This window comes from Streptomyces sp. NPDC012935 (genome assembly GCF_042900345.1).
GTDB lineage: Bacteria > Actinomycetota > Actinomycetes > Streptomycetales > Streptomycetaceae > Streptomyces.
The window spans coordinates 163,349-183,492 of record NZ_JBIBBC010000017.1; the positions used below are offsets into that span (position 1 = coordinate 163,349).

Consider the following 20,144-nt stretch of genomic DNA (forward strand, 5'->3'; position numbering starts at 1 on the left):
GTACGGATGCCGCCCCTGACAGCGGGGGCCCGGTGACGGTGGACCTGGAAAATCCGTCCTCTCTGGACGGCCGTACGGCATCTGCGGGACGGCGGCTCCGGGCCCTGCACCGCTATGGCGTCAAGAACGTCAGATTCTCGTCGTACTACGGTCGATGCGGTACAGCACGTTCGGACGCAGTGCGCCTTCGGGCGCGGTGGGGTCATCGAAATCGTCGGCAGGGTTCCGGGTCATGCCGATCCGGCGCATCACCGCCTGCGAACGGAGGTTGGTCGCCGTTGTCACGGCAAGGATCTCAGGAAGCTCAAGAGTGTCGAAGCCGTAGGCCAGGACTTTCAGCGCGGCCTCCGTAGCGTAGCCCTGGCCCCAAGCCGAGCGGGCCAGCCTCCAACCGATCTCCACTCCGGTGAACGGCATGTCGTCATCCACCAGGTCCAAGCCCGCGAAGCCGATGAACTCACCCGTGGCCCGCACCTCAACGGCCCACCACCCGTAGCCTCGCTGGTCGAACTCGGCCAGGAACCGTGTCACGGAGGCGTCGCTCTGTTCGCGGGTCAGCAGGTCGCCCAAGTGCTCCCGCACTTCAGGATCGGCATTCATCGCCGCCCACGGTTCAAGGTCGGAGTCCCGCCATCGACGGAGGGTGAGGCGATCGGTACGCAGTTCAGCCATGCCGACCAGCCAACGTGAGCCCTGAACTCAAGGCAATCCCTTTTTGCCCTCACCGGGGTTCGTCAGGATGCCCTCTCACAAGCGGTGCCGATGGCGCCGACCGAGCCGAGTACCGCATACGACAGACCACCGCATATGAACCGTACATCTGCCGAGACCACCTGAATGGGCGAGGCGATTCGCGCAAATGCTCCGCCGTGCATGCGCATTAGGCGCACACGACACAGGGTGACGAGCAACCGTCCCGCCTCCGAAGGAGAGCAGCTATGACGTCGTCACCCCGACCACCACGGCCTCACAAGCGCCGAATACCCGCAGTCGTTGCCGCGCTGGTGACCGCGGCGGCGTTGTCGGCGTCGGCTCCTGCTGTCGCCAAGGCAGGACCGTCCGCCGGCAGCGACACCGGCGCTGCCGGCGGCAAACCGACCATCGTGCTGGTGCACGGTGCGTTCGTCGACGCCTCCAGCTGGAACGCAGTTGTCGGACGCCTGCAGAGCGACGGCTACCGTGTCATGGCTCCCGCCAATCCGCTGCGCGGCCTGCACGCCGACTCCGCCTACATCGCAAGCGTCCTACGCAGCGTCCAGGGCCCCATCGTCCTGGTCGGCCAGTCGTACGGCGGCGCAGTGATCACCGAGGCAGCGGCCGGCAACCCCAATGTCAAGGCGCTCGTGTACGTCTCCGCCTTCATGCCCGACAAGGGCGAGGTCCTCGGTCAGCTCGCCGCCAAATTCCCCGGCAGCGAGCTCGACCCCGCGCTGGTACAGGTGCCCTTCAAGAACGCGGACGGCTCCACGGGAACAGATCTCTACGTCTCCCCGGACAAGTTCCGCGCTGTCGCTGCCGCAGACCTGCCGCAGGCGGCCACGGCGGTGGCGGCCGCAGCCCAACGTCCCATCTCCGCGTCAGCCTTCACCGACAAGGCCACTGCCGCGGCGTGGAGGACCATCCCGTCCTGGGCCGCTGTAGCCACGAACGACAAGGCCATAGCACCCGCCCTCGAGCGTTTCCAGGCCAAGCGCGCCGGCTCCCGCACCGTCGAGATCAACTCCTCCCACAGCGTGATGATTTCCCACTCCGACGCCATCACCGACCTCATTCGCGACGCCGCCCGCGCGCAGTCCCCCGCGCCGGCCCTCGCCAAAACAGGACTCAGCACTTCCGGTCTCGTGGGCGCAGGCGCCTCCGGCGTGATGCTCATCGCGGGAGCCGGGCTCGTTGTGAGCAGCCGCAAGCGGTCAAGCCGTACACAGTGACCGACCGCCCGATACGGCCCGCTCAGACCCGCCACGGGCATGGCTGAGCCGTGCAGCTGGCCGCCCTTGAGCGGGTGCCCGACCGGAGCGGGCGAATTCGGGGTCCCCGGAGGCGCGTTGGGCGACCTGAAGCGCGCCGACTGCTGGAGAAGCGGGACATGGGTGACCCTGTCGCTGGCTACTCGGGGGGCGGGGTTCCGAAATGAGGTCCAGGTGTGCGTCCTCCGTCCTGCAGGTCTGGAGGACACATGCGTTGTGCACCACAGCGGTGCGGGTGGATCCTGAAGAGGATTACGGGCAGGCGATACACATGACCGTCACCCGTTGCCTCCGAGGATGAGCTCATGGCTACCTCCGAATACTCTGAGGCGCCGCCCGCCTGTGCGGACAGCTCTCTGCAGGACGAGGTGGAGCGGCTGCGCGCGGAGAACGATCAACTGGGCGAGGCCCTCGTCTCTCATGCCGTCGTGGACCAGGCCATCGGTGTCCTGACCGTGCTGGGGCGGATAGCGCCGTGGGACGGCTTCACCGTGCTGCGGGAAGTCTCCCAGCACACCAACACCAAACTGTCCACCGTCGCCGAACACGTCCTCAAGCACGCTCAAGGCGCCGCGCTACCCGATGACCTCCTGACGGAACTGCGCGCGGCCCTGGCCCGTCGCACCACCGCCGCCGCCACACAGCCGGACCCCTGACCAAGGGCCGCGAACTTCCTACCGGCAGACTTGCCCCGCGCGCGGGCCGCTCGGCTCGTCCGCGAGCCCGATGCGGGCAGTTACGCGTCTCCCGACCGACACCCGCTGGGCTTAGCGGGCCGGCACCCACCGCGTACAGGGGCTGGCCGGAGGCTGCCGCGTTTCCAGCAGGTCGGCGAATTCCGTCGGTTTGCCACGTCACGCCACCCACTCCGGCCGGGCCGACTTCCCGCCAGATCGGCATCCCACGCAGGCCACCCTGCTGCCTGCGATTGAGATCAACCGACACCGGCCGTGGCGTAGTGCTCAACGGCCGAGCCGGTGCCGAACGTAGTCCGGCTGGGCCACACCGACCTCGATGCGGTTCTCGTCGAGGCCGTTGACGATCCGCAAACAGCCCCCATTGAAGACGAACTCCACGGCCACCGTGCCAGCGGCCAAGTCGCGCTCTGCCGGCCGCCACTCAAGCAGTGCGACCTCGCACAGCTCCTGGCCCACAAACGGCTCCAGGTGTTCATCACCGTGAGACCACTGAGGCGTGAGCTCGGACCCATCCCATCCGGCGATGCTCGCTGCAGTGTCGATCGTGTCCCAGCCGATCGAGAGCTCGTCGAGCTTCGAGTGGCAGACCTCCACCTGAACGCCGTCGAAGTCCAACACCACCGGGCAGTCGGCGAACCAGTCTCCGTCCTCAACGAAGCGCACCAAGACGAACCCCGTCAGCCGCCGGCCAGCGAGCCTCGCCAGACGCGACCCGTGCGCCTGCCGAACCGCCTCGATCCCGACCAGGAAGGACGGCTTGAAACCAGAGATCCCCATGTCCACAGCACCTGAGTCTCCCGGCCTTCAGCCCGGATCGGCCAGCGCATACTCGAAGCGACAGGGAGCCAAGACCGACGAAGCCCCATCGAGGGGGCGGGACGGCAGCCAGCATCACTTGATCATCGACGCCACCGGCATCCCGTGGTGGTCCTGCAAGACGCGCTCAGGTTTCCTTCGACGACTTCACCTACGCCGCCGTGCCCTGTGCTCCGTCGCTTGATGAACTGCTGGAGATGCTCGGGCCACGCAGCCCTGGGTACTTCGGAGTGTGAGCTTCGGGCCGGGACGGCCGATGAGCCGGTCAGCGACGGACCTGGAGACGCCGAACAGCGGGGCAAGCTGGCGCAACGGCAAGTTCGTTCGCCAGTAAGCCATGACCAGCGATGCGGTCCTCCAACGGCAGCCTTCACGGTCGCCCGCGCCGTGACTCGTCCCCGATCTCACGGCGCACTGCGGTCACCAACTTGCCGAAACAGCGGGGGCTCAGCCCGGTGGAGGGGCTATGCAGGACGGCTCCGCGTGACGGGCGCTCAGCCTCGTCCCGTACCTGGTCAGGATCACGCCACAGGGAAGCGTCCGCGCCTCCACCAGATTCAGGTTCACCCAGCTGTCCAGCGCGGTGAAGAACGGCGTGCCGCCGCCCACCAGGACCGGGGCGTTCCAGCCCTCGACCCACAGACAACGAATCCATGATGAGCCCGCTGAAGATCAATACCCGAGACGCCGCCACCGGACCCGTTGTGGAGATCACCGGCGAACTCGACTACACCACCGCACCCGAAATGCGTGAGCTGCTCACCACACTCACCCGCCAGCCAGGCCAGCGCCTCATCCTTGACCTGGCCGGCATGGAATTCTGCGACTCCAGCGGTATCACCGCCCTGATCGCCGCCCACAACCACGCCCACGCCGCCGAGGCGGACATCGCGCTCGCCGGCGTTCCTCCCCACACCCTGCGCGTGCTGCGCATCGTCGGCCTCGATCCTCCTTCCTCTCCACCCCGACAGCCACTCCGCCGCTCGGTCCTGACCTCAGCGGAGTTCTGAAACCTGCCCAGCCAGCCGTGAGGGCAGGGAGAGACGCGAAGGGGACAGGCCGCGTTCCAACAACCGCGTGCGCATCGTGCAGCCGTCACCCGCATCCGCCTTCGGTGCCGCTGTCAGGGAAAGCCGCTTGTGCCCCGGGTGCTCCTTCACAAACAAGGCGACCCTCGGGAATGGAGGGGCATCTGCAGGGCACACAGAGCCGCAGGAGGTTGATAACTATGGTTCCCCTGCTTCTTGTTCTGCTTCTCGCGTTGATCCTTTTCGGTGCAGGATTCGCCGTCAAGATTCTGTGGTGGGTGGCTGTTGTCGTGCTGGTGCTTTGGCTGCTGGGCTTTGTGATGCGCTCCACCACCACCGGCGGTGGCCGCGGCCGCTGGTATCGATGGTGACCTGGCCCTTGCGCAGCCGTTGACAGTGCTCAGCCGCCGGCAGCCGCGGCCTGTCGACTCCGGCGCGGCGCGTCTTCTGCGCCGCGCCGGCCTGGCGGTCCCTGCATACGGTTGTCGCTTGCCTCTGCAGCGAACTGGGCTGTGGGCAACAGGCCTGCATCCTCGGTCGTTGGAGTAGGGCCGGGTTGTCTATGACACGAGGGTTGTAGTCCGTCTGGTGGGGGGTCCTCGTCTTCTGCGGGCTGTCCCTCTAGCGTGGGCGGCAGCCGTCGAAAGGAGGCCGCCATGTCGGATGAGGCGATGGGCCCGCTGGGTACGGAGATGCGGGAGGTCACGTTCCCGGACCAGTCCCGCGGGATCATCCTGGTGCAGGCCGGGACCCCACAGGACGTGGCCGATGGGATGGCCGCACGCGTGTGGGCCGAGCTGCCCAAAGGGTAGGGACGACGGGCGGTGCCTCACCCGTCAGCCCGGCTGGGGGCGCCGCTGCGTGTGGCGGTGGCTGTTGTCAGCCGTGGTAGGTGATGTATCCGTCGAGAGCGGGCCCAAGTCGCTCGCCGATGTCGTCCTTGTGCGCTGCGTCCGCAACCGTGCTCGCCGTCTCCGAGCGATCTACGAACGCCTGGGTCCTCTGGAGGGTGCACCTACCGCACCTACCCAGGCCGTCTGAAGCGTCGCTACACCACTTCACCATCAAGACCATCGCCGCGCCCGCCACCGCTCCGTCGGCCTGGTTGTCGCATCACCGCAAGCCGACGACGTCCAGCCCCATCCGAACCGCCAGCCAGGGCCACTACACCACCTGGCATCCGGCAGGCCACCGCATCACCAGCGCTGATATCGGCCGCAGGCGTAGATTTCGGGCCCGGCGGGCCCGGCACGGTGCGGTGCTGGACGCATGGGGTGAGGACTTGGACTGTGACGGACCCTGCGTGACGCTGCGGAGCCTCCAGGGCGCAGAGCGATCGGGCGCCCGCCGGAGGGGGCCCGCCGTTGGGCCTTCGGGCATTCTCCACTGGGCTTCGCGGCTGCCTGGCGATCGCCCGGGCAGGTCAAGTGAGGTAGCGCACCACTCCGTCGATGTCTGGATCGCCGGCGTGTGCTCCTCGGCTGAGGCATGCCGAACAGCAACGTCAGCGTTGCCTTCGCAAGGTGAATGATCACCGAAGCCGGCCCAGCACCAGCTCGCCGCTCTCACCGCCCTCGTGAATGACCTGAAACCGGCCCGCAGCCACCCCCGCCCACCGGTCCATACCAGTGGCGGTCGAACGGGTGACCCTCAGCCGCCCTCCGATGCCGTATTCCCCCCTCTCACCTGGGCCGCAGAGTCCAAAGCGCCCGACCGCGGCCCGGGCGTGATCCACCGTCGAGGGCGCCGTGCACCCGGAGGGAACGTTCGCGACGCACCTGCGTTTTTCCGTCAGGTTGCGCAGCAAGACCACGAAAGCTCCACAGATACCTCACTATTTGACGCGACGGATGCGTCGACGACCGGTCTCTGAGGGGGAAGCCGGCGTCGCGCGCGGGGGTGCGTTCGCTCAGCGGAGCTACTCACCCCTGCCCTGGGAGGGGACAGCACCGCATGAAGCGGACCTTAAGCACCACTGTGCTCACGACGGGCGCGCTCATAGCCGCCTTCGGTGTACCGGCCGCACACGCCGCGGACCCGCCGCCGCCCCGCATCGACCTGCGGGTGCTCGTCGTCACCGACGGCGGGCCGGCCACCGACGCCGTCGCCGCCGAACTGGACACCGCGGGAACGCCGTACACGGAGATCGACCTCACGCGATCCGACCGCCCGGTGATCGATGCCGGATATCTGGCGGACACCGTGGACGGCCGGGACCGCGCCAAGTTCCAGGCCGTCGTCCTGCCCAACGACAACCCGTTCCCGGCGAACTCGCCCGAGATGGCCGCGCTGGTGGCGTACGAGAAGACGTACGACATCCCGCAGGTCGACGCGTACACCTACGCCCGCCCCGAGGCCGGACTCCAGTACCCGGTGCACGGCGGCTACTCGGGCAGCGTCGACGGGGTGCAGGCCCAGGTGACGGACGCCGGGCGGGCCGGTGCGTTCGACTACCTCGACGGGCCGGTGCCGTTCGAGGACAACTCCCCGACCGTCGGGGAGAGTTATGCCTTCCTGTCCACGCCGATGGCCGGTGCCGACTTCACCCCCTACGTGCAGGCGCCGATCCCGGGTACGAGCAAGCAGGGCTCGCTGGTGGGGGAGTACCGGCACGACGGGCGGCGTGAACTCGTCGTCACCTTCGTCTACAACCAGTACCAGCAGCAGTTCCGGCTGCTGGCCCGCGGCATCGTCGAGTGGATGACCGGCGGGGTGCACCTGGGCGCCTCCCGCAACTACTTCGCCGTACACGTCGACGACGTGTTCGCCGCCGACGACCGCTGGAACTCCACGCTCAACTGCACACCGGGCGACGTGGACTGCACCGACCCCGACGCCACGCCCGACCCGATCAGGATGACGCCCGCCGACGTCGACCACGCCGCCGCCTGGCAGCGCGAGCGCGACTTCACCCTCGACCTCGCCTACAACGGCGCCGGCAGCGTCGACCACCGCGAGGACAACAACGGCGCCGACCCGCTGGCCGACCGGCTCGTCGCCGACCGCGCCGAGTTCCGCTGGATCAACCACACCTACACACACGCCTTCCTCGGCTGCGAACAGGACACCACGGTGGTGCCGTGGCGGTGCGCCACCAACGCCGACGGCAGCACCAAGTGGGTCAGCCGCGCCGACGTCGCCGACGAGATCGCCCAGAACCAGGTGTGGGGGCAGCAGGCCCAACTGCCCTTGGACAACGATGAGTTGGTGACCGGTGAGCACTCCGGGCTGCGGGTGCTGCCGCAGCAACCGGCCGACAACCCCAACCTGGCGCTCGCCCTCGCCGACACCGGCATCGGCTGGCTGGCCTCGGACAACTCCCGCGAGCCCGGCCAGCGGCAGGTCGGCCCCGCCACGACGGTCCCGCGCTACCCGATGAACATCTTCTACAACGCCGGCCGGGCGGCCGAACAGGTCGACGAGTACAACTGGATCTACACCAGCCGCGCGCAGGGCGGCAGCGGCATCTGCGAGGACAACCCGGACACCACGACCTGCCTGCCCGCGCCGCTCGACACGGCCACCGGCTACGCGCAGCACATCGTGCCCCTGGAGCGGCAGATCGCCCTCGGCCATGTCCTCGGCAACGACCCCAAGCCGCACTTCATCCACCAGTCCAACCTGGCCGAGGACCGGATCGCCTACCCGGTCCTGGACGGCGTGCTCGACACCTACGACACGCTGTTCGCGCAGAACACGCCGATGGTGAACCTGCGGATGAAGGACATCGGCAACGAGCTGAAGCAGCGCGCCTCCTGGCGGGCCGCGGTGGGCGACGGGACGGTCAACGCCTACCGGATCGGCGACACCGTCACCGTCGAGAGCCCCGACGGCGTGGCCGTCCCCGCCACCATGCCCGAGGGCACCGCACGGGCCGGCTCCGTCTTCGGCCAGGCGTACGCGGGCGAACGGTCCGGGTGGACCACCCCGGCCGCCGGGCCGCTCACCCTCACGCTGCCGCAGTCCGCGGCCTCCTCCACGGCCCCCGGCGCGGGCGGTTCCGCGCCGGCCACCGACCCGGCACCGGACGCCCGCGTGCCCGAGGGCGTGGCCGAGCCGGTCCTTCCCGCGGGGAGCTGACCGGCGTACCGGCAGCGAGGTCCCGGCCGCCAGACGGCAGGCCGGGACCGGCACCCCTCCCCACACCTCGGCCGTGGAGCACATCAATGCACGTTCACCACGGCGCGCGACGCAACGACGCCGCGCGCGTCACCCTGCTCACCGAAGGCACCTACCCGCACAGTCATGGCGGTGTGAGCGTCTGGTGCGACCAGCTCGTCACGGGCATGCCCGACATCGAGTTCGACGTCATCGCCGTCACCGGCACCGGACGGGAGCCGATCGTGTGGGACCTCCCCGACCATGTCCGCGGCGTCCTGTCCGTTCCCATGTGGGGTTCCGCTCCGGAGGGCCGCCCGCCGCGCGGCCGGTCCCGCAGGCGCCTGGCCGCCGCGTACGAGCGGTTCCTGACCGCGCTCGTAGACCCCGGCGCCGAGGACGGCTTCGCACCCGCCTTGCACGTCCTGGCGTGGGCTGCGGCGGGCGGCGAGCTCAGCCCCTTCCTGCGGGGCGACACAGCGATCTCGATCCTGACCGCCGTATGGACGCGTCCCGGGCTGGCCGTGCGCGAGGCGCGGCCGACGCTGCACGACGCGCTCACCGCCACCGCCCTGCTCGAACACGCGCTGCGCCCGCTGGCCGCGCCGTCCCCGCAGGACGGCGTCGCGCACGCCGTCAGCGGAGGCGTCGCCGTCCTGCCGGGGCTGGCCGCCCGGGAGCGGCACGGTGTTCCGCTGCTGCTCACCGAGCACGGGGTCTACCTGCGCGAGCGCTACCTCGGATACCGCACCGCGCCCTACCGCTGGCCCGTCAAGGAGGTGATCCTCGGCTTCTTCCGGCTGCTGGCGGAGGAGAGTTACCGCCAGGCGGCCCTGATCACCCCCGGCAACCGCTACAACCGGCTGTGGGAGGAGCAGGGCGGCGCCGACCCGGAGTCGATCCGCACCGTCTACAACGGCGTCGATCCCGCCGCGTTCCCGCCGGCCGGTCCGGAGCCGGAGGCTCTCACCCTGAGCTGGGCCGGGCGGGTCGACCCGATCAAGGACCTGGAGACACTGATCCGCGCCTTCGCCCTCGTCCGGGACCGGCTGCCGGACGCCCGCCTGCGGTTGTTCGGGGGCACGCCCCGGGGCGGCGAGGCGTACCGGGAGCGCTGCGAGGCCCTGGCCGCCGAGCTGGGGCACGGCGACGCGGTGACCTTCGAGGGCCGCGTCGACGACATCAAGGACGCCTACGCGGCCGGGAACGTGGTGATGCTGTCCAGCATCAGCGAAGGGTTCCCGTTCACGCTGATCGAGGCCATGTCGTGCGGCCGGGCGACCGTCTCCACCGATGTCGGCGGGGTGCGCGAGGCCGTCGGCGACACCGGCCTGGTGGTGCCGCCGCGCGACCCGGCCGCCATGGCCGCCGCCGCGCTGGAGCTGCTGGACGATCCCGTCCGGCGTCGGGCGATGGGCGAGGCGGCGCGGCTGCGGGTGATCGAGCAGTTCACCCTGCGGCAGACCATCGACACCTTCCGCGCCATCTACCACGAACTGGCCGCAGAAAAGGCGGAGTTGCCCGCCAGAGTCGTGCTGCCCGCTCCGGTGGTCACCGGCACGAGGAGCCTCACCGGATGAGCGGGCCGATATCCCTCGAACCCGGCGACGCAGGGCAGGACACCCTCGCCCTGCGGCTGGCGGAGCCCCGCCCGCCGCGCCGGCGCCCACGCTGGGCCCTGGACGACGCCACACTCGCGATACGGCTGCCCGGCCACGGTCCCGACGAGGAGGCGGTCAGCACGCTCGCCGCCGAACTCGCCGAGGCCATAGGGCCCGCCGTACATCCCTACGAGGTGGCGGCCCTGCTGGAGGCGGAGGGCCTGTCCGCCTCGCTGATCAAGGAGCGATACGGCCACCCCAACCTCTTCTCGCTGGCGACCGCGCTGTACGAGAGGGTGCCCCGGACGTTCCCCGAGCCGCCACCGGCGACCGACCCGTGGCGCCCCGACACCCTGCGCTGCCTGCTGCGCGGCGTGCTCTTCGCGCTGCCCGCCCTGGCCTACCTGCTCCTCGCGCCGCTGTGGCCCATCGACCGGCACGCGCCTGTGCTGATCGTCGCGGGCATCGCCTCGTGGGCGTGGGGACAGGCACTGGGCCATCGCGCGCACCTGCGGCTGGTGACGGGACGCCGGGAGGCGTCGGGCACGTTGCTGGCCGGGTCCGTGCTGGGCGCCACGGTGGCCACGGCCCTCGCTGCGCTCCCCGCGGACGGGGCGTCGGCCGTCGCAGTGGCGGCGGCCCAATCGCTGTACCTGGCCGGAGCGAGCGTGCTGCTCGTCCTGGGCCGCGAGCGACTGCTACTGGCCGCGCTCAGCCCGCTGATCGCGGGAGCCGCCGTGCTCCCGTGGTGGGAACCCGGACCGGAGCTGCGGGTCGGGCTTCCCCTCCTCGCCCTGCTGGCCACCTCGGTTGCCGCGGGACGAGTCCTGTGGGCGGGGCGCGCCGGTCCGGCCGCTTCCGACGCCGGGCGGCCGCGACTTCGCGCATCCGTGCCGTACGGCCTGTTCGGACTCGCGGCGGCGGTGCTCGTCATGCTGGAGGGCCGACGGCAGCCGTACGCGGTGATCGCGCTGACCCTCAGCATGGGCCCCGCCGAGTGGCTGCTGTACCGCTACCGCGGCTGGTCGGTCGCCGCGTTACGGGCCAGCGCGACACCCGGCACGTTCCTGCTGCGCTCGGCCGCCGTGCTCGGCCTGTGCCTGTCCGGCTATCTGCTGTTGCTGCTGCCGGCGGCCCTGCTCACCGACTCCGAGGCCACTCTGCTCCTGCTCGCCGCGGCACTGTGGACCGCCCTGCTCCTGCAGGCGTTCGGGGTGGCCTGGCCGCCCGCCGTCCTGTGCCTGGCCGCCGCCGGCGCGGCCGCAGCCGTGACCCTGCTGCACCTGCCACCGGGACCGGTCGTGCTGCCGTCCGCCTGCGGTGCGGCCGCCGTCTGTCTCGCGGCCTGCGCGATACGCCTGCTCGGCCGGCCCTCCCCGCACGCCTGACCACGCGCACCACTCCTGGCAGACCACAGACGCCGCATCCAGCCCCGTCCACGCCGGGTCTCCCGTCTGACAACCACTACGAAGGGACAAAGAGTTGACCTCCGCACCGCTCGCCGCCGTCACCGGCGCCGAAGGATTCATCGGCTCGCATCTCACCGAGGCGCTCGTCGCCTCCGGCCACCGCGTGAGGGCCATGGCCCAGTACAACTCCTTCTCCTCCTACGGCTGGCTGGAGACCCTGCCCTCCGATGTCCTCGACCAGGTGGAGATCGTCCTCGGCGACGTACGGGATCCCGGCTCGGTACGCGGCCTGCTCGACGGCGCCGACTGCGCGTACCACTTGGCCGCGCTCATCGCGATCCCGTATTCCTACCAGGCTCCGCACAGCTACGTGGACACCAATGTCACCGGCACGCTCAACGTGCTGGAGGCGGTGCGCTCCCTCCAGACCCCGCGACTGGTGCACACCTCGACCAGCGAGACGTACGGCACCGCGCAGACCGTGCCGATCACCGAGGACCACCCCATCAACACGCAGTCCCCGTACGCCGCTTCGAAGGCGGGCGGCGACCGGCTGGCCGACAGCTACCACGCCAGTTTCGGCACCCCCGTGGTGACGCTGCGGCCCTTCAACACCTTCGGCCCGCGCCAGTCGATGCGCGCCGTGATACCCACGGTCATCGGCCAGGTGGCGGCCGGGCAGCGCACCATCACCCTCGGCGACCTGCGTCCCACCCGGGACTTCACCTTCGTCGAGGACACCGCGCGGGCGTTTCTCGCGGTGGGCACCGCGCCGGCCGAGCAGGTCGTCGGCCGCACCTTCAACGCCGGGACCGGCGGCGAGATCTCCGTCGGCGACCTCGTCGCGCTGATCGGCAAGGTCATGGACGCCCCCCTGGACGTCCGCGAGGACCCCGAACGCCTGCGGCCCGCGGCCTCCGAGGTGATGCGGCTCGTCGCCGACGCGACCCGGCTGACCGCGGCGACCGGCTGGCAGCCCGGCCACACGCTGGAGGAAGGGCTCGCGCGAACCGCCCGGTGGTTCGTCGATCCGGCCAACCTGGCCCGCTACAAGACCGGCATCTACAACATCTGACCCGACCGGCACGTACCCGCAGGAGGTATGTCATGCACGCAGTCATCCTGGCCGGAGGAAAAGGCGTCCGGCTGCGGCCGTACACCACCGCGCTGCCCAAGCCGCTCGTCCCCATCGGCGACCAGCACGCCATCCTGGAGATCGTGCTGCGCCAGCTGTCCACGGCCGGCTTCACCCGCTGCACCATCGCCATCGGCCACCTCGGCGAGATCATCCGCGCCTACGTCGGCGACGGCACCCAATGGGGCCTGAGCGTCGACTACGCCACCGAGGAGAGCCCGCTCGGCACCATGGGCCCCCTGCTCACCCTGCGCGACCGGCTGCCCGAGAACTTCCTGGTCATGAACGGTGATGTGCTCACCGACCTCGACTACGCCGACGTGCTGCGCACCCACGAGGCGTCCAGCACGCCCCTGACCATCGCCACCTACGCCCGCAAGGTGCACATCGACTTCGGGGTGCTGACCACCGACGCCAGCCGGGTGGTCGCCTTCACCGAGAAGCCCAGCATCGACTACCGGGTGTCCATGGGCGTCTACGGCGTCTCCCGTGCCACCCTCGACGGCTACACCCCCGGGCTGCCGCTCGGCTTCGACGAGCTGGTGATGGACCTCCTCGCGGCCGGACGCCCGCCGCACGCCTACGAGTTCGACGGCTACTGGCTGGACATAGGCCGCCCCGACGACTACGACCGGGCCAACGCGGAGTTCACCAGCCGCAAGTCGCTGCTGCTCAAGGGGGCCTGAACAGCCATGCGCATCCTCGTACTCGGCGCCACCGGCTACCTGGGCACGCACGTCGCCGAGCACCTGCGCACCCTGCCCGGCGCGCGGGTCCTCGTCGGCGGCCGCTCGCCCGCCGCCGACGCCAGGGTGGACCTGGCCGCCGACCGTCCCCAGGAACTGGCAGCGGTCGTGGCCGAGGTCGCGCCCGACGCCGTCGTCAACTGCGCGGGCGCGACCGGGGGCGACGCCGTCACCCTCGCGGAGGTGAACGCCCGTGGCCCGGCAGTGCTGTGCGCGGCACTGCGGGACGCGGCGCCCCGGGCCCGCCTGGTCCATCTGGGCTCGGCAGCCGAGTACGGACCCACCGAGGCCGGCACGCGGGTGACGGAGTCGGCGGCGACCCGGCCGGCCGGCCCGTACGGCGCGACCAAGCTGGCCGGCACGGTGGCGGTGACCGCGTCCGGGCTGGACGCGGTGGTGCTACGGGTGGGGAACCCGGTCGGCCCTGGGGCCCCGCCCACCGGGCTGCCCGGCCGCGTCGCCGCAATGCTCGCGGGTGCCGGGGACGACCCGGCAGCCACGCTTCGGCTCGGTGACCTCTCCGCATACCGTGACTTCGTGGACGTACGGGATGTGGCGCGGGCGGCCCGACTGGCGGTCACCGCCCCAGGAGCGCTGCCGCCGGTGCTCAACATCGGCGGCGGCGACGCCCGCCCGGTGCGGGACATGGTGCGCGGGTTGGCGGACGCGGCCGGTTTCCGCGGCCGGATCGACGAGGCGGGGTCCGGCGCGTCGGTCCGCTCCGCGCAGGTGTCGTGGCAGTGCTCGGACATCACCGCCGCCCGTGACGCCCTGGGCTGGTCGCCGTCCGACACCCTCGACGCGTCCCTGGCAGCACTGTGGGCGGCCGTCCGCCCACGGGCCCGCAGCGCCGAAGGGGCACCGGCGCGGTGAGCCTGCTGATTCCGCTGTACGTGCATCCCGCCGAGGACCCGGGCGCCTGGCACCGGCTCATCACGTGCGCCGCGCGCACCTACGCCGTCGTACTGAACCCGGCGAACGGCCCCGGCCGGGCCCCGGATCCGGCGTTCGCCAAGGCCGCCGAGGCACTGCGGGCGGCGGGGGCCCGCCTGCTCGGCTACCTCGACACGGACTACGGAGCCCGTGAACCCGCCGAGATCACCGCGGATCTGCGGCGCCATCAGGAGTGGTACGCCGTCGACGGCTGCTTCCTGGACCAGGTACCGGCGGCCCCGGACGCGCTGCCGGACTGCCGCCGCCTGGTCCGCTCCGCCCGCCGGCTCGGGGCCTCGACCGTCGTCCTCAACCCCGGCGTCCATCCCGCACCCGGCTACGCCCGGCTCGCCGACCTGACGGTCACCTTCGAAGGCCCCTGGTCGAGGTACGTATCGGACTTCAGCCGCCCCTCGTGGACCGAGCGGCTGCCCGCCGACCGCCTGTGCCACCTGGTCTACGGCGTACCCGAACCGCTCGTGCCGCTCGCCACCAGGACCGCGCAGGAGCGGGGCGCGGGCGTGTGCGGGCCGGTGACGGGAGAACCACCGAACCCCTGGTCGGGGCTGACCCCGGCGCTGACCGAGGCGGACAGGTGAGGCGGGCGGCCTCGGCCGACGCACCCACCTGGTCGACTCTGGTGACCCGTCCGTCGACGTGACCGTCCACGACCTCGACGGTAACGACCTCTACGACGACTGCCCCACGGCCGTGCGGGGTGGTGGTCGCGACTGAGCCGCGACCCGCGGTGCGAGGCCGAATGCCGTGGCCCCGCACCGCGAGTCGGTCAGATGCCGAAGGGCGCGGCGTAGCGGACCGTTCCGCCGGGGAGCGGGTGGGCGGCGTCCAGCGTGAGGGCCATCAGGGCCTCGTCGGGTACGTCGATGGTCAGGCCGATGCCGTGGGCGGAGGCGCGGTCGAAGCCGAACCGGGGGTAGTACGTCGGGTGCCCGAGGACGACGACGTGGTGCTCGCCCTTCTCCTCGGCCGCTGCGAGAGCGGCGCGGATGACCGCGGAGCCGGCGCCGCTGCTCTGCTGCTCGGGCCGCACGGCACACGGGGCCAGGCACAGGGCCGGGGCCTCGCCGATGTGGCAGCGGGTCAGCAGGGCGTAGCCGACGGGGCGGCCGTCGTCGTCCGTGGCGACGAGGGACAGCCCCTCGATCCAGGCGGGATCGGCGCGCAATGCGTCGACGAGGTCGGCCTCCAGGCGTGTCTCGAACGCGGCCAGGTTGATTTCGCGGACGGCGGGGATGTCGGCGCTGGTCTCAGCGCGCGTGATCCAGTTGCGCATGATGGATGATGATCCGTTTCCGGGTGGTGTTCGGGCAGGCGCCCCGCGAGCTCACGCTCCCGGCGAGGGCGGACAGGACGGCGTCAGGCCACGGCCCGGGACGTGAGGGAAACCCGGACACTGTGCACGGTGGCCACGAGCTCGGTCATCAACCCCACCTCCCCGTATCTCGGATCACCTGCTGACACGAACAGCCATCAGCATAACCGGGGCGCCTGTGTGAGGTGCCGTCAGGATCACTCCTCCCGGCACACCGTACGAGGGTCGGCCCCCTTGCGGCCCGGCGGTGCGGAGAGCGGCTGGTCGCTTCCCGCGGGTCGCCCGCAGACGGTCGCCGAGCGCACCTTGTGGTCGCGGTAGGTCACCCGCACGATCTTGTAGCCGTGCCCCCGCTGGTCGGCGTAGGGCTGGCTGCCCGCGAAACTGACCGTGCCGACGGGAAGGTTCGGGTTGGGGCGCCAGCGCAGGTCTGCCCAGGTCTCCGGTGCGGTCTGCGGGGCGTCGCCGTTCTTCGAGGCCCGGTACAGCACCGCGGTGGCACTGTAGGCCAGGACCGACTGACCGCTGGAGAACAGCGCGTCGTTCCACGGCCGGACAGGGTCGGCGAGCGCCGTCGCCCCGGTGCCCGCAGGGAGCAGGTCGCTGATCACGCGGTGGGCGTCCTGATAGAAGCCGGTCGCGCCGACGAGGTCCATCGGTGCCAGGGCGAAGTGGTAAAGGGTGACCTCCGGAGGGATGCGTAGACTCTCGCCCTCCTCGTAGTTGCTCTTGGTCAGGTCGTCGCCGGTGAACACGGTCATGTGCCGGCCGGAGCAGCCGGGCATGGAGCCGAGCTGGGACATCAGGTTGGGCACGTCCTCCACCCGGCCCGCGAAGTACAGGGCCCGGGGCACGGGTTGACTGGCGCAGATCGCCTCGACCGGATCGGTGAGTTCCGGTTCGCCGTTGGGGCTGAGCCGGTAGGACCGGGAGGGCAGCAAGCTGAAGCCGGCCCGGTCCAGCATCCCTTTGCCCACCCTGGCCTGCTCGGTCGTGTAGAAGTCCTTCTCGCTGCCGACCTTGCGGGCCAGCACCACGGCCCGGGCGCCGTCCTCGCGTTGGGCGAGTTGCCTGGCGACGACGAGCAGCGCGTTCGCCTCCTCCTCGTCGGTGGCCGCCAGACCGAACCAGTTCGACAACTCCCGCGCCAGGTGGCTCCCGGAGTTGGTGGTGCTCACCACGGGCAGGCCCGCACCCTTGAGGATCTCCACGGCGTCATCGCTCTCCGTGGTGTCCCGTCCCAGGCCGACGACGCCGACGACGGACCGGTCGCGCCGGGCCAGCTCGGCTATGTGCCGGGCCATGGGCAGCACCTGGAGCATGTTCTCGCCCGCGTTGGCCAGCAGGACTCTTATCTTCGTCGGCTGGTGAGTGCTGACATTGGCGTACCTCTGGTAGAGGTAGACGCCCGTGATCTCCTCGAGCCCCTTGCGGGTGCCGGACTCGTCCGCCGCGGTGACCGGGCCGGCGTAGACGATCGTCACGTACTTGTCCTTCGGGCCGATCTTCGCGTTCTCGGCCCGGATCGCCTGCTCGACGGCGTCGAAGGTGACGCCCTTGCCGGCGCCGTACAGTTCCAGCTCGTTGCCCGCGGCCAGCCGTACGTCCCCGGTCGCCACCCCCACGCACTCGCCGCCCACCAGGACCGAGTCCGTGTTGGAGCCGACCAGCCGGCCCTCGCAGTAGCGCTGGGCCATCCACCGGTTGCCCAGGAAACCCAGCCCGAGGGCGATGGCGAGGACCACCGCCAGACAGGGCCTGGACCACAGCAGCCAGGCCGCAGTACGGCGGATCCTGGTGGTGGAGTGCTGCGTGGAGTGCCGACGGACCAACTCGTCGGCGGACAGCGGTATCCGCAGGATCCAGGGCAGTGCGGCCGACCGCCCGGGGGACTGGCCGACGTTGAGGCCGGTCACCCACTCCTGGTACCTGGCGTCCGCCCCGAAGGCGCGCTCCGGATCGTCCCCTGCGGCACCGGAGGGATGGGGTGCGCCAGGAAGCCCGGGCTGCCCCGCATGCAGCCCTGGCTCCTCGGATCCCGGTGGCCGCAACCGTTCGGCCGCCGGGATCGCGGCCAGCACCAGCAGCGGGTCCACTTCGCTGCGGCGGGTGCGTACGTTGCTGATCGCCCGCAGCAACAGCAGACCACCGTCGTCCTCGGTGGCGCACGGCAGATACACCACGGGCGGGACCGTGCGCTTACGGCGGCGCAGGTCCAGCGTCCTGGGCCGGAAGTTCTCGCGGAGGTCCTCCAGCAGCGCCAGCACCCGCAGCTCCAAATGGAACTGACGTGCCGTCACGTCACCGGACTCGGCGGCGACGATCTGCTGGGCGGCGGCGAAGGCCCGGCCGCGGATGGTCTCCCAGGACTTCGTCGGCCGCCACCGGGACCACTCGGCGGCGGCCGGCCGGTCGCTCGAAGGTGCCAGGAACGTCGTGGTCGCGAACCACCGGCTGGCTCGGCGCAGCCACAGTAGCGGCGGCGCGCTGCGCGCCAGCAGGTGCGCCACGCCGAAGGCGGCCAATGCCAGGGCACCGCCCCACACAGCCGTCTGCCAACCGCCCTCGCCCAACAGCACGCTCAGGCAGGCGATGAACATCGCCCCCACGAAACCGGACGGGTTCACCACCGCGCCGACGGTGTCCGCCAGCGCCGAGGCGCGGTTCGCCTCGTCGGCGCCGTCCGGGTCGCGCCCCGGACGCCAGCGCAGTTCGGCCAGCCGCCGCATCAGCCGTTCGCGGCGCTGGGCGGCCGACCACACTGTGCTGACCTCACCGCCGACCTCCGGCGCGGCCTGCTCGATGGCCCGCAGCAGCCGAGAGCGGGGAAAGGTGAACGGCTTGTACTGCGACTGGTTCTGGTTGTCCCAAGGGTGCTCGCACAGCTGGCGCACCATGTCGATCGCGGAGGAATAGGCGTCCACGCCGCCTGCGCCGTCCAGCCGTTTGGCGATCAGCCCCCGCGGCTGATGGCCCTGGCGGACGAAGTCCACGACCTGTTCCACCCGCCGGTCGAGAGTGCCGGTGTCGTCCTCCTCGATGGCCTGCAGCACCACCAGCGGCGTCACCGGCGGGTTGTCCCGGAAGTTGTCGATGAGTCGCCTCATCAACTCGAACACGGCGTCGGCCGCCTCGATCCCGGCGCTGCCGCTCCACACCTCTCTGCCCACTCGCTCCGCCCCCGTCGCATCCGCCCGACCCGGCACTCCCGGATCCGAAGGAGATACCCACAGCCAAACACCCTGCACCGTACGGGCGTTGCGAATTCTCACGACTCGTCACGAGCGGGTGTGCGAGTCGACCAAGGTCAGCCGGTGGGATCGAGAAGGATCTTGCGGACCCCGTCCGAGCGGTCGGCGAAGAGTTCGTACGCGGCAGGGCCCTGGGACAGGGGGAAGCGGTGCGACACCACGACCTCCGGCTTGATCCGGCCGGCCTGGGCCAGCGCGATCAGGGTCGGAAGCTCGTAGTGGATCGAGCACAGACCGATGGCGAACTCGAGTTCCTTGATCTGCGCCAGTCCCATGTGGAAGGGGAACGCCTTGCTGTGGCTGACTCCGACGACACTGACCCGGCCGGCCTGCCGGACCGCCTTGAGGGCGAGCTCGATGGTGGCGTCCGAGCCCACGGCCTCCACCACCGCGTCCGGTCCACGCCCCCCGGTCATCTCCCGTATGGCGGCCTTCGTGTCCTCGCCCTCGACCGGCTCGACGCCGAGGGACGCGGCGAACGAGCGTCGCTCCGCGACCAGGTCCGCACCGAGCACACGCGCGGCGCCCATCGAGAAGGCGGACTGGGCGGCCATGAGGCCGACGGGTCCCAGACCGATGACCAGCACGGTCTCGCCGGGCTGGATGCGGGCGCGACGGCAGCCGTACCAGGCCGTCGGAGCATTGTCCGTCAGGACGACGGCGGCCTCGTCGGAGATGCCCTCGGGCAGGTGCACCAGGTTGATGTCGGCATGGGGCACCGCGAGGGCCTGGGCCTGGCTGCCGGGGAGCTGAGGGCTCACGCCGTAGCAGAGCTCCGTACTGGACTTGGCGTTCTCGCACCGGGCGGTGAACCCGGCCGCGCAGGCACGGCACCGGGTGCAGCCGGCCGAGGCCGGGACCAGGACCCGGTCGCCGGGCTTGAACCGGGTGACCTGGTCGCCGATGTCGACGACCACACCGACACACTCATGGCCCGGTGTGTAGCCCAGTTCCGGGCTGAACGGGTTGCCGTGGTAGATGTGCAGGTCGCTGCCGCAGATGCCGGCCGTGGTCACCTGGACGACCGCGTGCGTGGGGCTCGTGACGGCCGGATCGGGGACGTCGCCGTAACGGATGTCGTGGCGGCCGTGGTAGGTGAGTGCCTTCATCGGATCGTTCCTCCCCCCGG

Annotated in this window: 16 protein-coding genes and 3 pseudogenes; 12 read left to right on the top strand and 7 right to left on the bottom strand. The window is 70.8% G+C overall.

Annotated features, from left to right (window positions below; genetic code table 11):
* Positions 1-129: 129 nt before the first annotated feature.
* On the bottom strand, positions 130-672 hold the full coding sequence (locus ACFY5C_RS32585) for a GNAT family N-acetyltransferase (RefSeq protein ID WP_389451064.1): 543 nt from the start codon (positions 670-672) through the stop codon (positions 130-132).
* A 266-nt stretch (positions 673-938) separates the two neighbouring features.
* On the opposite strand from ACFY5C_RS32585, the gene ACFY5C_RS32590 reads away from it, so the two are divergent.
* Entirely contained in the window at positions 939-1,928 is a 990-nt protein-coding gene (locus ACFY5C_RS32590) for an alpha/beta fold hydrolase (RefSeq protein ID WP_389451067.1), read from the top strand.
* Positions 1,929-2,272: 344 nt separating this feature from the next.
* Complete coding sequence (locus tag ACFY5C_RS32595; protein ID WP_389451070.1) at positions 2,273-2,623, top strand: ANTAR domain-containing protein; 351 nt, start codon at positions 2,273-2,275, stop codon at positions 2,621-2,623.
* 306 nt (positions 2,624-2,929) lie between these two features.
* On the opposite strand, the gene ACFY5C_RS32600 is transcribed toward ACFY5C_RS32595, so the two are convergent.
* The 3 genes and pseudogenes from ACFY5C_RS32600 to ACFY5C_RS32610 form a co-directional block, all read right to left on the bottom strand.
* Complete coding sequence (locus tag ACFY5C_RS32600; protein WP_389451072.1) at positions 2,930-3,442, bottom strand: hypothetical protein; 513 nt, start codon at positions 3,440-3,442, stop codon at positions 2,930-2,932.
* A gap of 264 nt (positions 3,443-3,706) precedes the next feature.
* A pseudogene (locus tag ACFY5C_RS32605) lies at positions 3,707-3,979 on the bottom strand (transposase family protein); the annotation flags it as partial.
* Positions 3,980-4,099: pseudogene (locus ACFY5C_RS32610) on the bottom strand (dihydrofolate reductase); the annotation flags it as partial. It abuts the pseudogene before it with no gap.
* A 38-nt stretch (positions 4,100-4,137) separates the two neighbouring features.
* Between ACFY5C_RS32610 and ACFY5C_RS32615 the strand changes: the two are divergent.
* The 10 genes and pseudogenes from ACFY5C_RS32615 to ACFY5C_RS32660 all read left to right on the top strand — a co-directional run bounded on the left by ACFY5C_RS32615 (position 4,138) and on the right by ACFY5C_RS32660 (position 15,030).
* Positions 4,138-4,474: pseudogene (locus tag ACFY5C_RS32615) on the top strand (STAS domain-containing protein).
* Between the two features lie 235 nt (positions 4,475-4,709).
* On the top strand, positions 4,710-4,880 hold the full coding sequence (locus ACFY5C_RS32620; RefSeq protein WP_389451075.1) for a hydrophobic protein: 171 nt from the start codon (positions 4,710-4,712) through the stop codon (positions 4,878-4,880).
* Positions 4,881-5,165: 285 nt separating this feature from the next.
* Positions 5,166-5,321, top strand: coding sequence for a hypothetical protein (locus ACFY5C_RS32625; RefSeq protein WP_389451078.1), 156 nt, complete (start codon positions 5,166-5,168; stop codon positions 5,319-5,321).
* Between the two features lie 1,141 nt (positions 5,322-6,462).
* Positions 6,463-8,589, top strand: a complete 2,127-nt coding sequence (locus tag ACFY5C_RS32630) for a hypothetical protein (RefSeq protein ID WP_389451081.1) — start codon at positions 6,463-6,465, stop codon at positions 8,587-8,589.
* An 86-nt stretch (positions 8,590-8,675) separates the two neighbouring features.
* Positions 8,676-10,187 carry a GT4 family glycosyltransferase PelF gene (gene pelF / locus ACFY5C_RS32635; RefSeq protein ID WP_389451083.1) on the top strand — a complete coding sequence of 504 codons (1,512 nt, stop codon included), beginning with the start codon at positions 8,676-8,678 and terminating at the stop codon, positions 10,185-10,187.
* Positions 10,184-11,596 (top strand): hypothetical protein, encoded by a 1,413-nt coding sequence (locus ACFY5C_RS32640; RefSeq protein WP_389451085.1) that lies wholly within the window; start codon positions 10,184-10,186, stop codon positions 11,594-11,596. The genes pelF and ACFY5C_RS32640 overlap by 4 nt, the downstream gene beginning before the upstream one ends.
* 94 nt (positions 11,597-11,690) lie before the next feature.
* Positions 11,691-12,692, top strand: a complete 1,002-nt coding sequence (locus tag ACFY5C_RS32645; RefSeq protein WP_389451087.1) for a GDP-mannose 4,6-dehydratase — start codon at positions 11,691-11,693, stop codon at positions 12,690-12,692.
* Positions 12,693-12,724: 32 nt separating this feature from the next.
* A complete protein-coding gene (locus ACFY5C_RS32650; protein WP_389451089.1) occupies positions 12,725-13,438 on the top strand; it encodes an NDP-sugar synthase in 714 nt (237 codons plus the stop codon).
* Between the two features lie 6 nt (positions 13,439-13,444).
* Complete coding sequence (locus tag ACFY5C_RS32655) at positions 13,445-14,371, top strand: NAD-dependent epimerase/dehydratase family protein (protein WP_389451092.1); 927 nt, start codon at positions 13,445-13,447, stop codon at positions 14,369-14,371.
* On the top strand, positions 14,368-15,030 hold the full coding sequence (locus tag ACFY5C_RS32660; RefSeq protein WP_389451095.1) for a spherulation-specific family 4 protein: 663 nt from the start codon (positions 14,368-14,370) through the stop codon (positions 15,028-15,030). The genes ACFY5C_RS32655 and ACFY5C_RS32660 overlap by 4 nt, the downstream gene beginning before the upstream one ends.
* A 188-nt stretch (positions 15,031-15,218) precedes the next feature.
* Here ACFY5C_RS32660 and ACFY5C_RS32665 read toward each other — a convergent pair whose 3' ends face one another.
* The 3 genes from ACFY5C_RS32665 to ACFY5C_RS32675 all read right to left on the bottom strand — a co-directional run bounded on the left by ACFY5C_RS32665 (position 15,219) and on the right by ACFY5C_RS32675 (position 20,124).
* Positions 15,219-15,725, bottom strand: coding sequence for a GNAT family N-acetyltransferase (locus ACFY5C_RS32665; RefSeq protein ID WP_389451098.1), 507 nt, complete (start codon positions 15,723-15,725; stop codon positions 15,219-15,221).
* Between the two features lie 236 nt (positions 15,726-15,961).
* Positions 15,962-18,934: a hypothetical protein gene (locus ACFY5C_RS32670; protein ID WP_389451101.1), complete on the bottom strand. Its 2,973-nt coding sequence runs from the start codon at positions 18,932-18,934 to the stop codon at positions 15,962-15,964.
* A 137-nt stretch (positions 18,935-19,071) separates the two neighbouring features.
* Positions 19,072-20,124: an alcohol dehydrogenase catalytic domain-containing protein gene (locus tag ACFY5C_RS32675; RefSeq protein WP_389451104.1), complete on the bottom strand. Its 1,053-nt coding sequence runs from the start codon at positions 20,122-20,124 to the stop codon at positions 19,072-19,074.
* Positions 20,125-20,144 lie beyond the last annotated feature (20 nt).

Excerpts from the sequence above, each read along its gene's own strand:
- ACFY5C_RS32585 (WP_389451064.1), bottom strand. The coding sequence starts at position 672 with ATGGCTGAACTGCGTACCGATCGCCTCACCCTCCGTCGATGGCGGGAC.
- ACFY5C_RS32590 (WP_389451067.1), top strand. The coding sequence starts at position 939 with ATGACGTCGTCACCCCGACCACCACGGCCTCACAAGCGCCGAATACCC.
- ACFY5C_RS32595 (WP_389451070.1), top strand. The coding sequence starts at position 2,273 with ATGGCTACCTCCGAATACTCTGAGGCGCCGCCCGCCTGTGCGGACAGC.
- ACFY5C_RS32600 (WP_389451072.1), bottom strand. The coding sequence starts at position 3,442 with ATGGGGATCTCTGGTTTCAAGCCGTCCTTCCTGGTCGGGATCGAGGCG.
- ACFY5C_RS32620 (WP_389451075.1), top strand. The coding sequence starts at position 4,710 with ATGGTTCCCCTGCTTCTTGTTCTGCTTCTCGCGTTGATCCTTTTCGGT.
- ACFY5C_RS32625 (WP_389451078.1), top strand. The coding sequence starts at position 5,166 with ATGTCGGATGAGGCGATGGGCCCGCTGGGTACGGAGATGCGGGAGGTC.
- ACFY5C_RS32630 (WP_389451081.1), top strand. The coding sequence starts at position 6,463 with ATGAAGCGGACCTTAAGCACCACTGTGCTCACGACGGGCGCGCTCATA.
- pelF (WP_389451083.1), top strand. The coding sequence starts at position 8,676 with ATGCACGTTCACCACGGCGCGCGACGCAACGACGCCGCGCGCGTCACC.
- ACFY5C_RS32640 (WP_389451085.1), top strand. The coding sequence starts at position 10,184 with ATGAGCGGGCCGATATCCCTCGAACCCGGCGACGCAGGGCAGGACACC.
- ACFY5C_RS32650 (WP_389451089.1), top strand. The coding sequence starts at position 12,725 with ATGCACGCAGTCATCCTGGCCGGAGGAAAAGGCGTCCGGCTGCGGCCG.
- ACFY5C_RS32655 (WP_389451092.1), top strand. The coding sequence starts at position 13,445 with ATGCGCATCCTCGTACTCGGCGCCACCGGCTACCTGGGCACGCACGTC.
- ACFY5C_RS32665 (WP_389451098.1), bottom strand. The coding sequence starts at position 15,725 with ATGCGCAACTGGATCACGCGCGCTGAGACCAGCGCCGACATCCCCGCC.
- ACFY5C_RS32675 (WP_389451104.1), bottom strand. The coding sequence starts at position 20,124 with ATGAAGGCACTCACCTACCACGGCCGCCACGACATCCGTTACGGCGAC.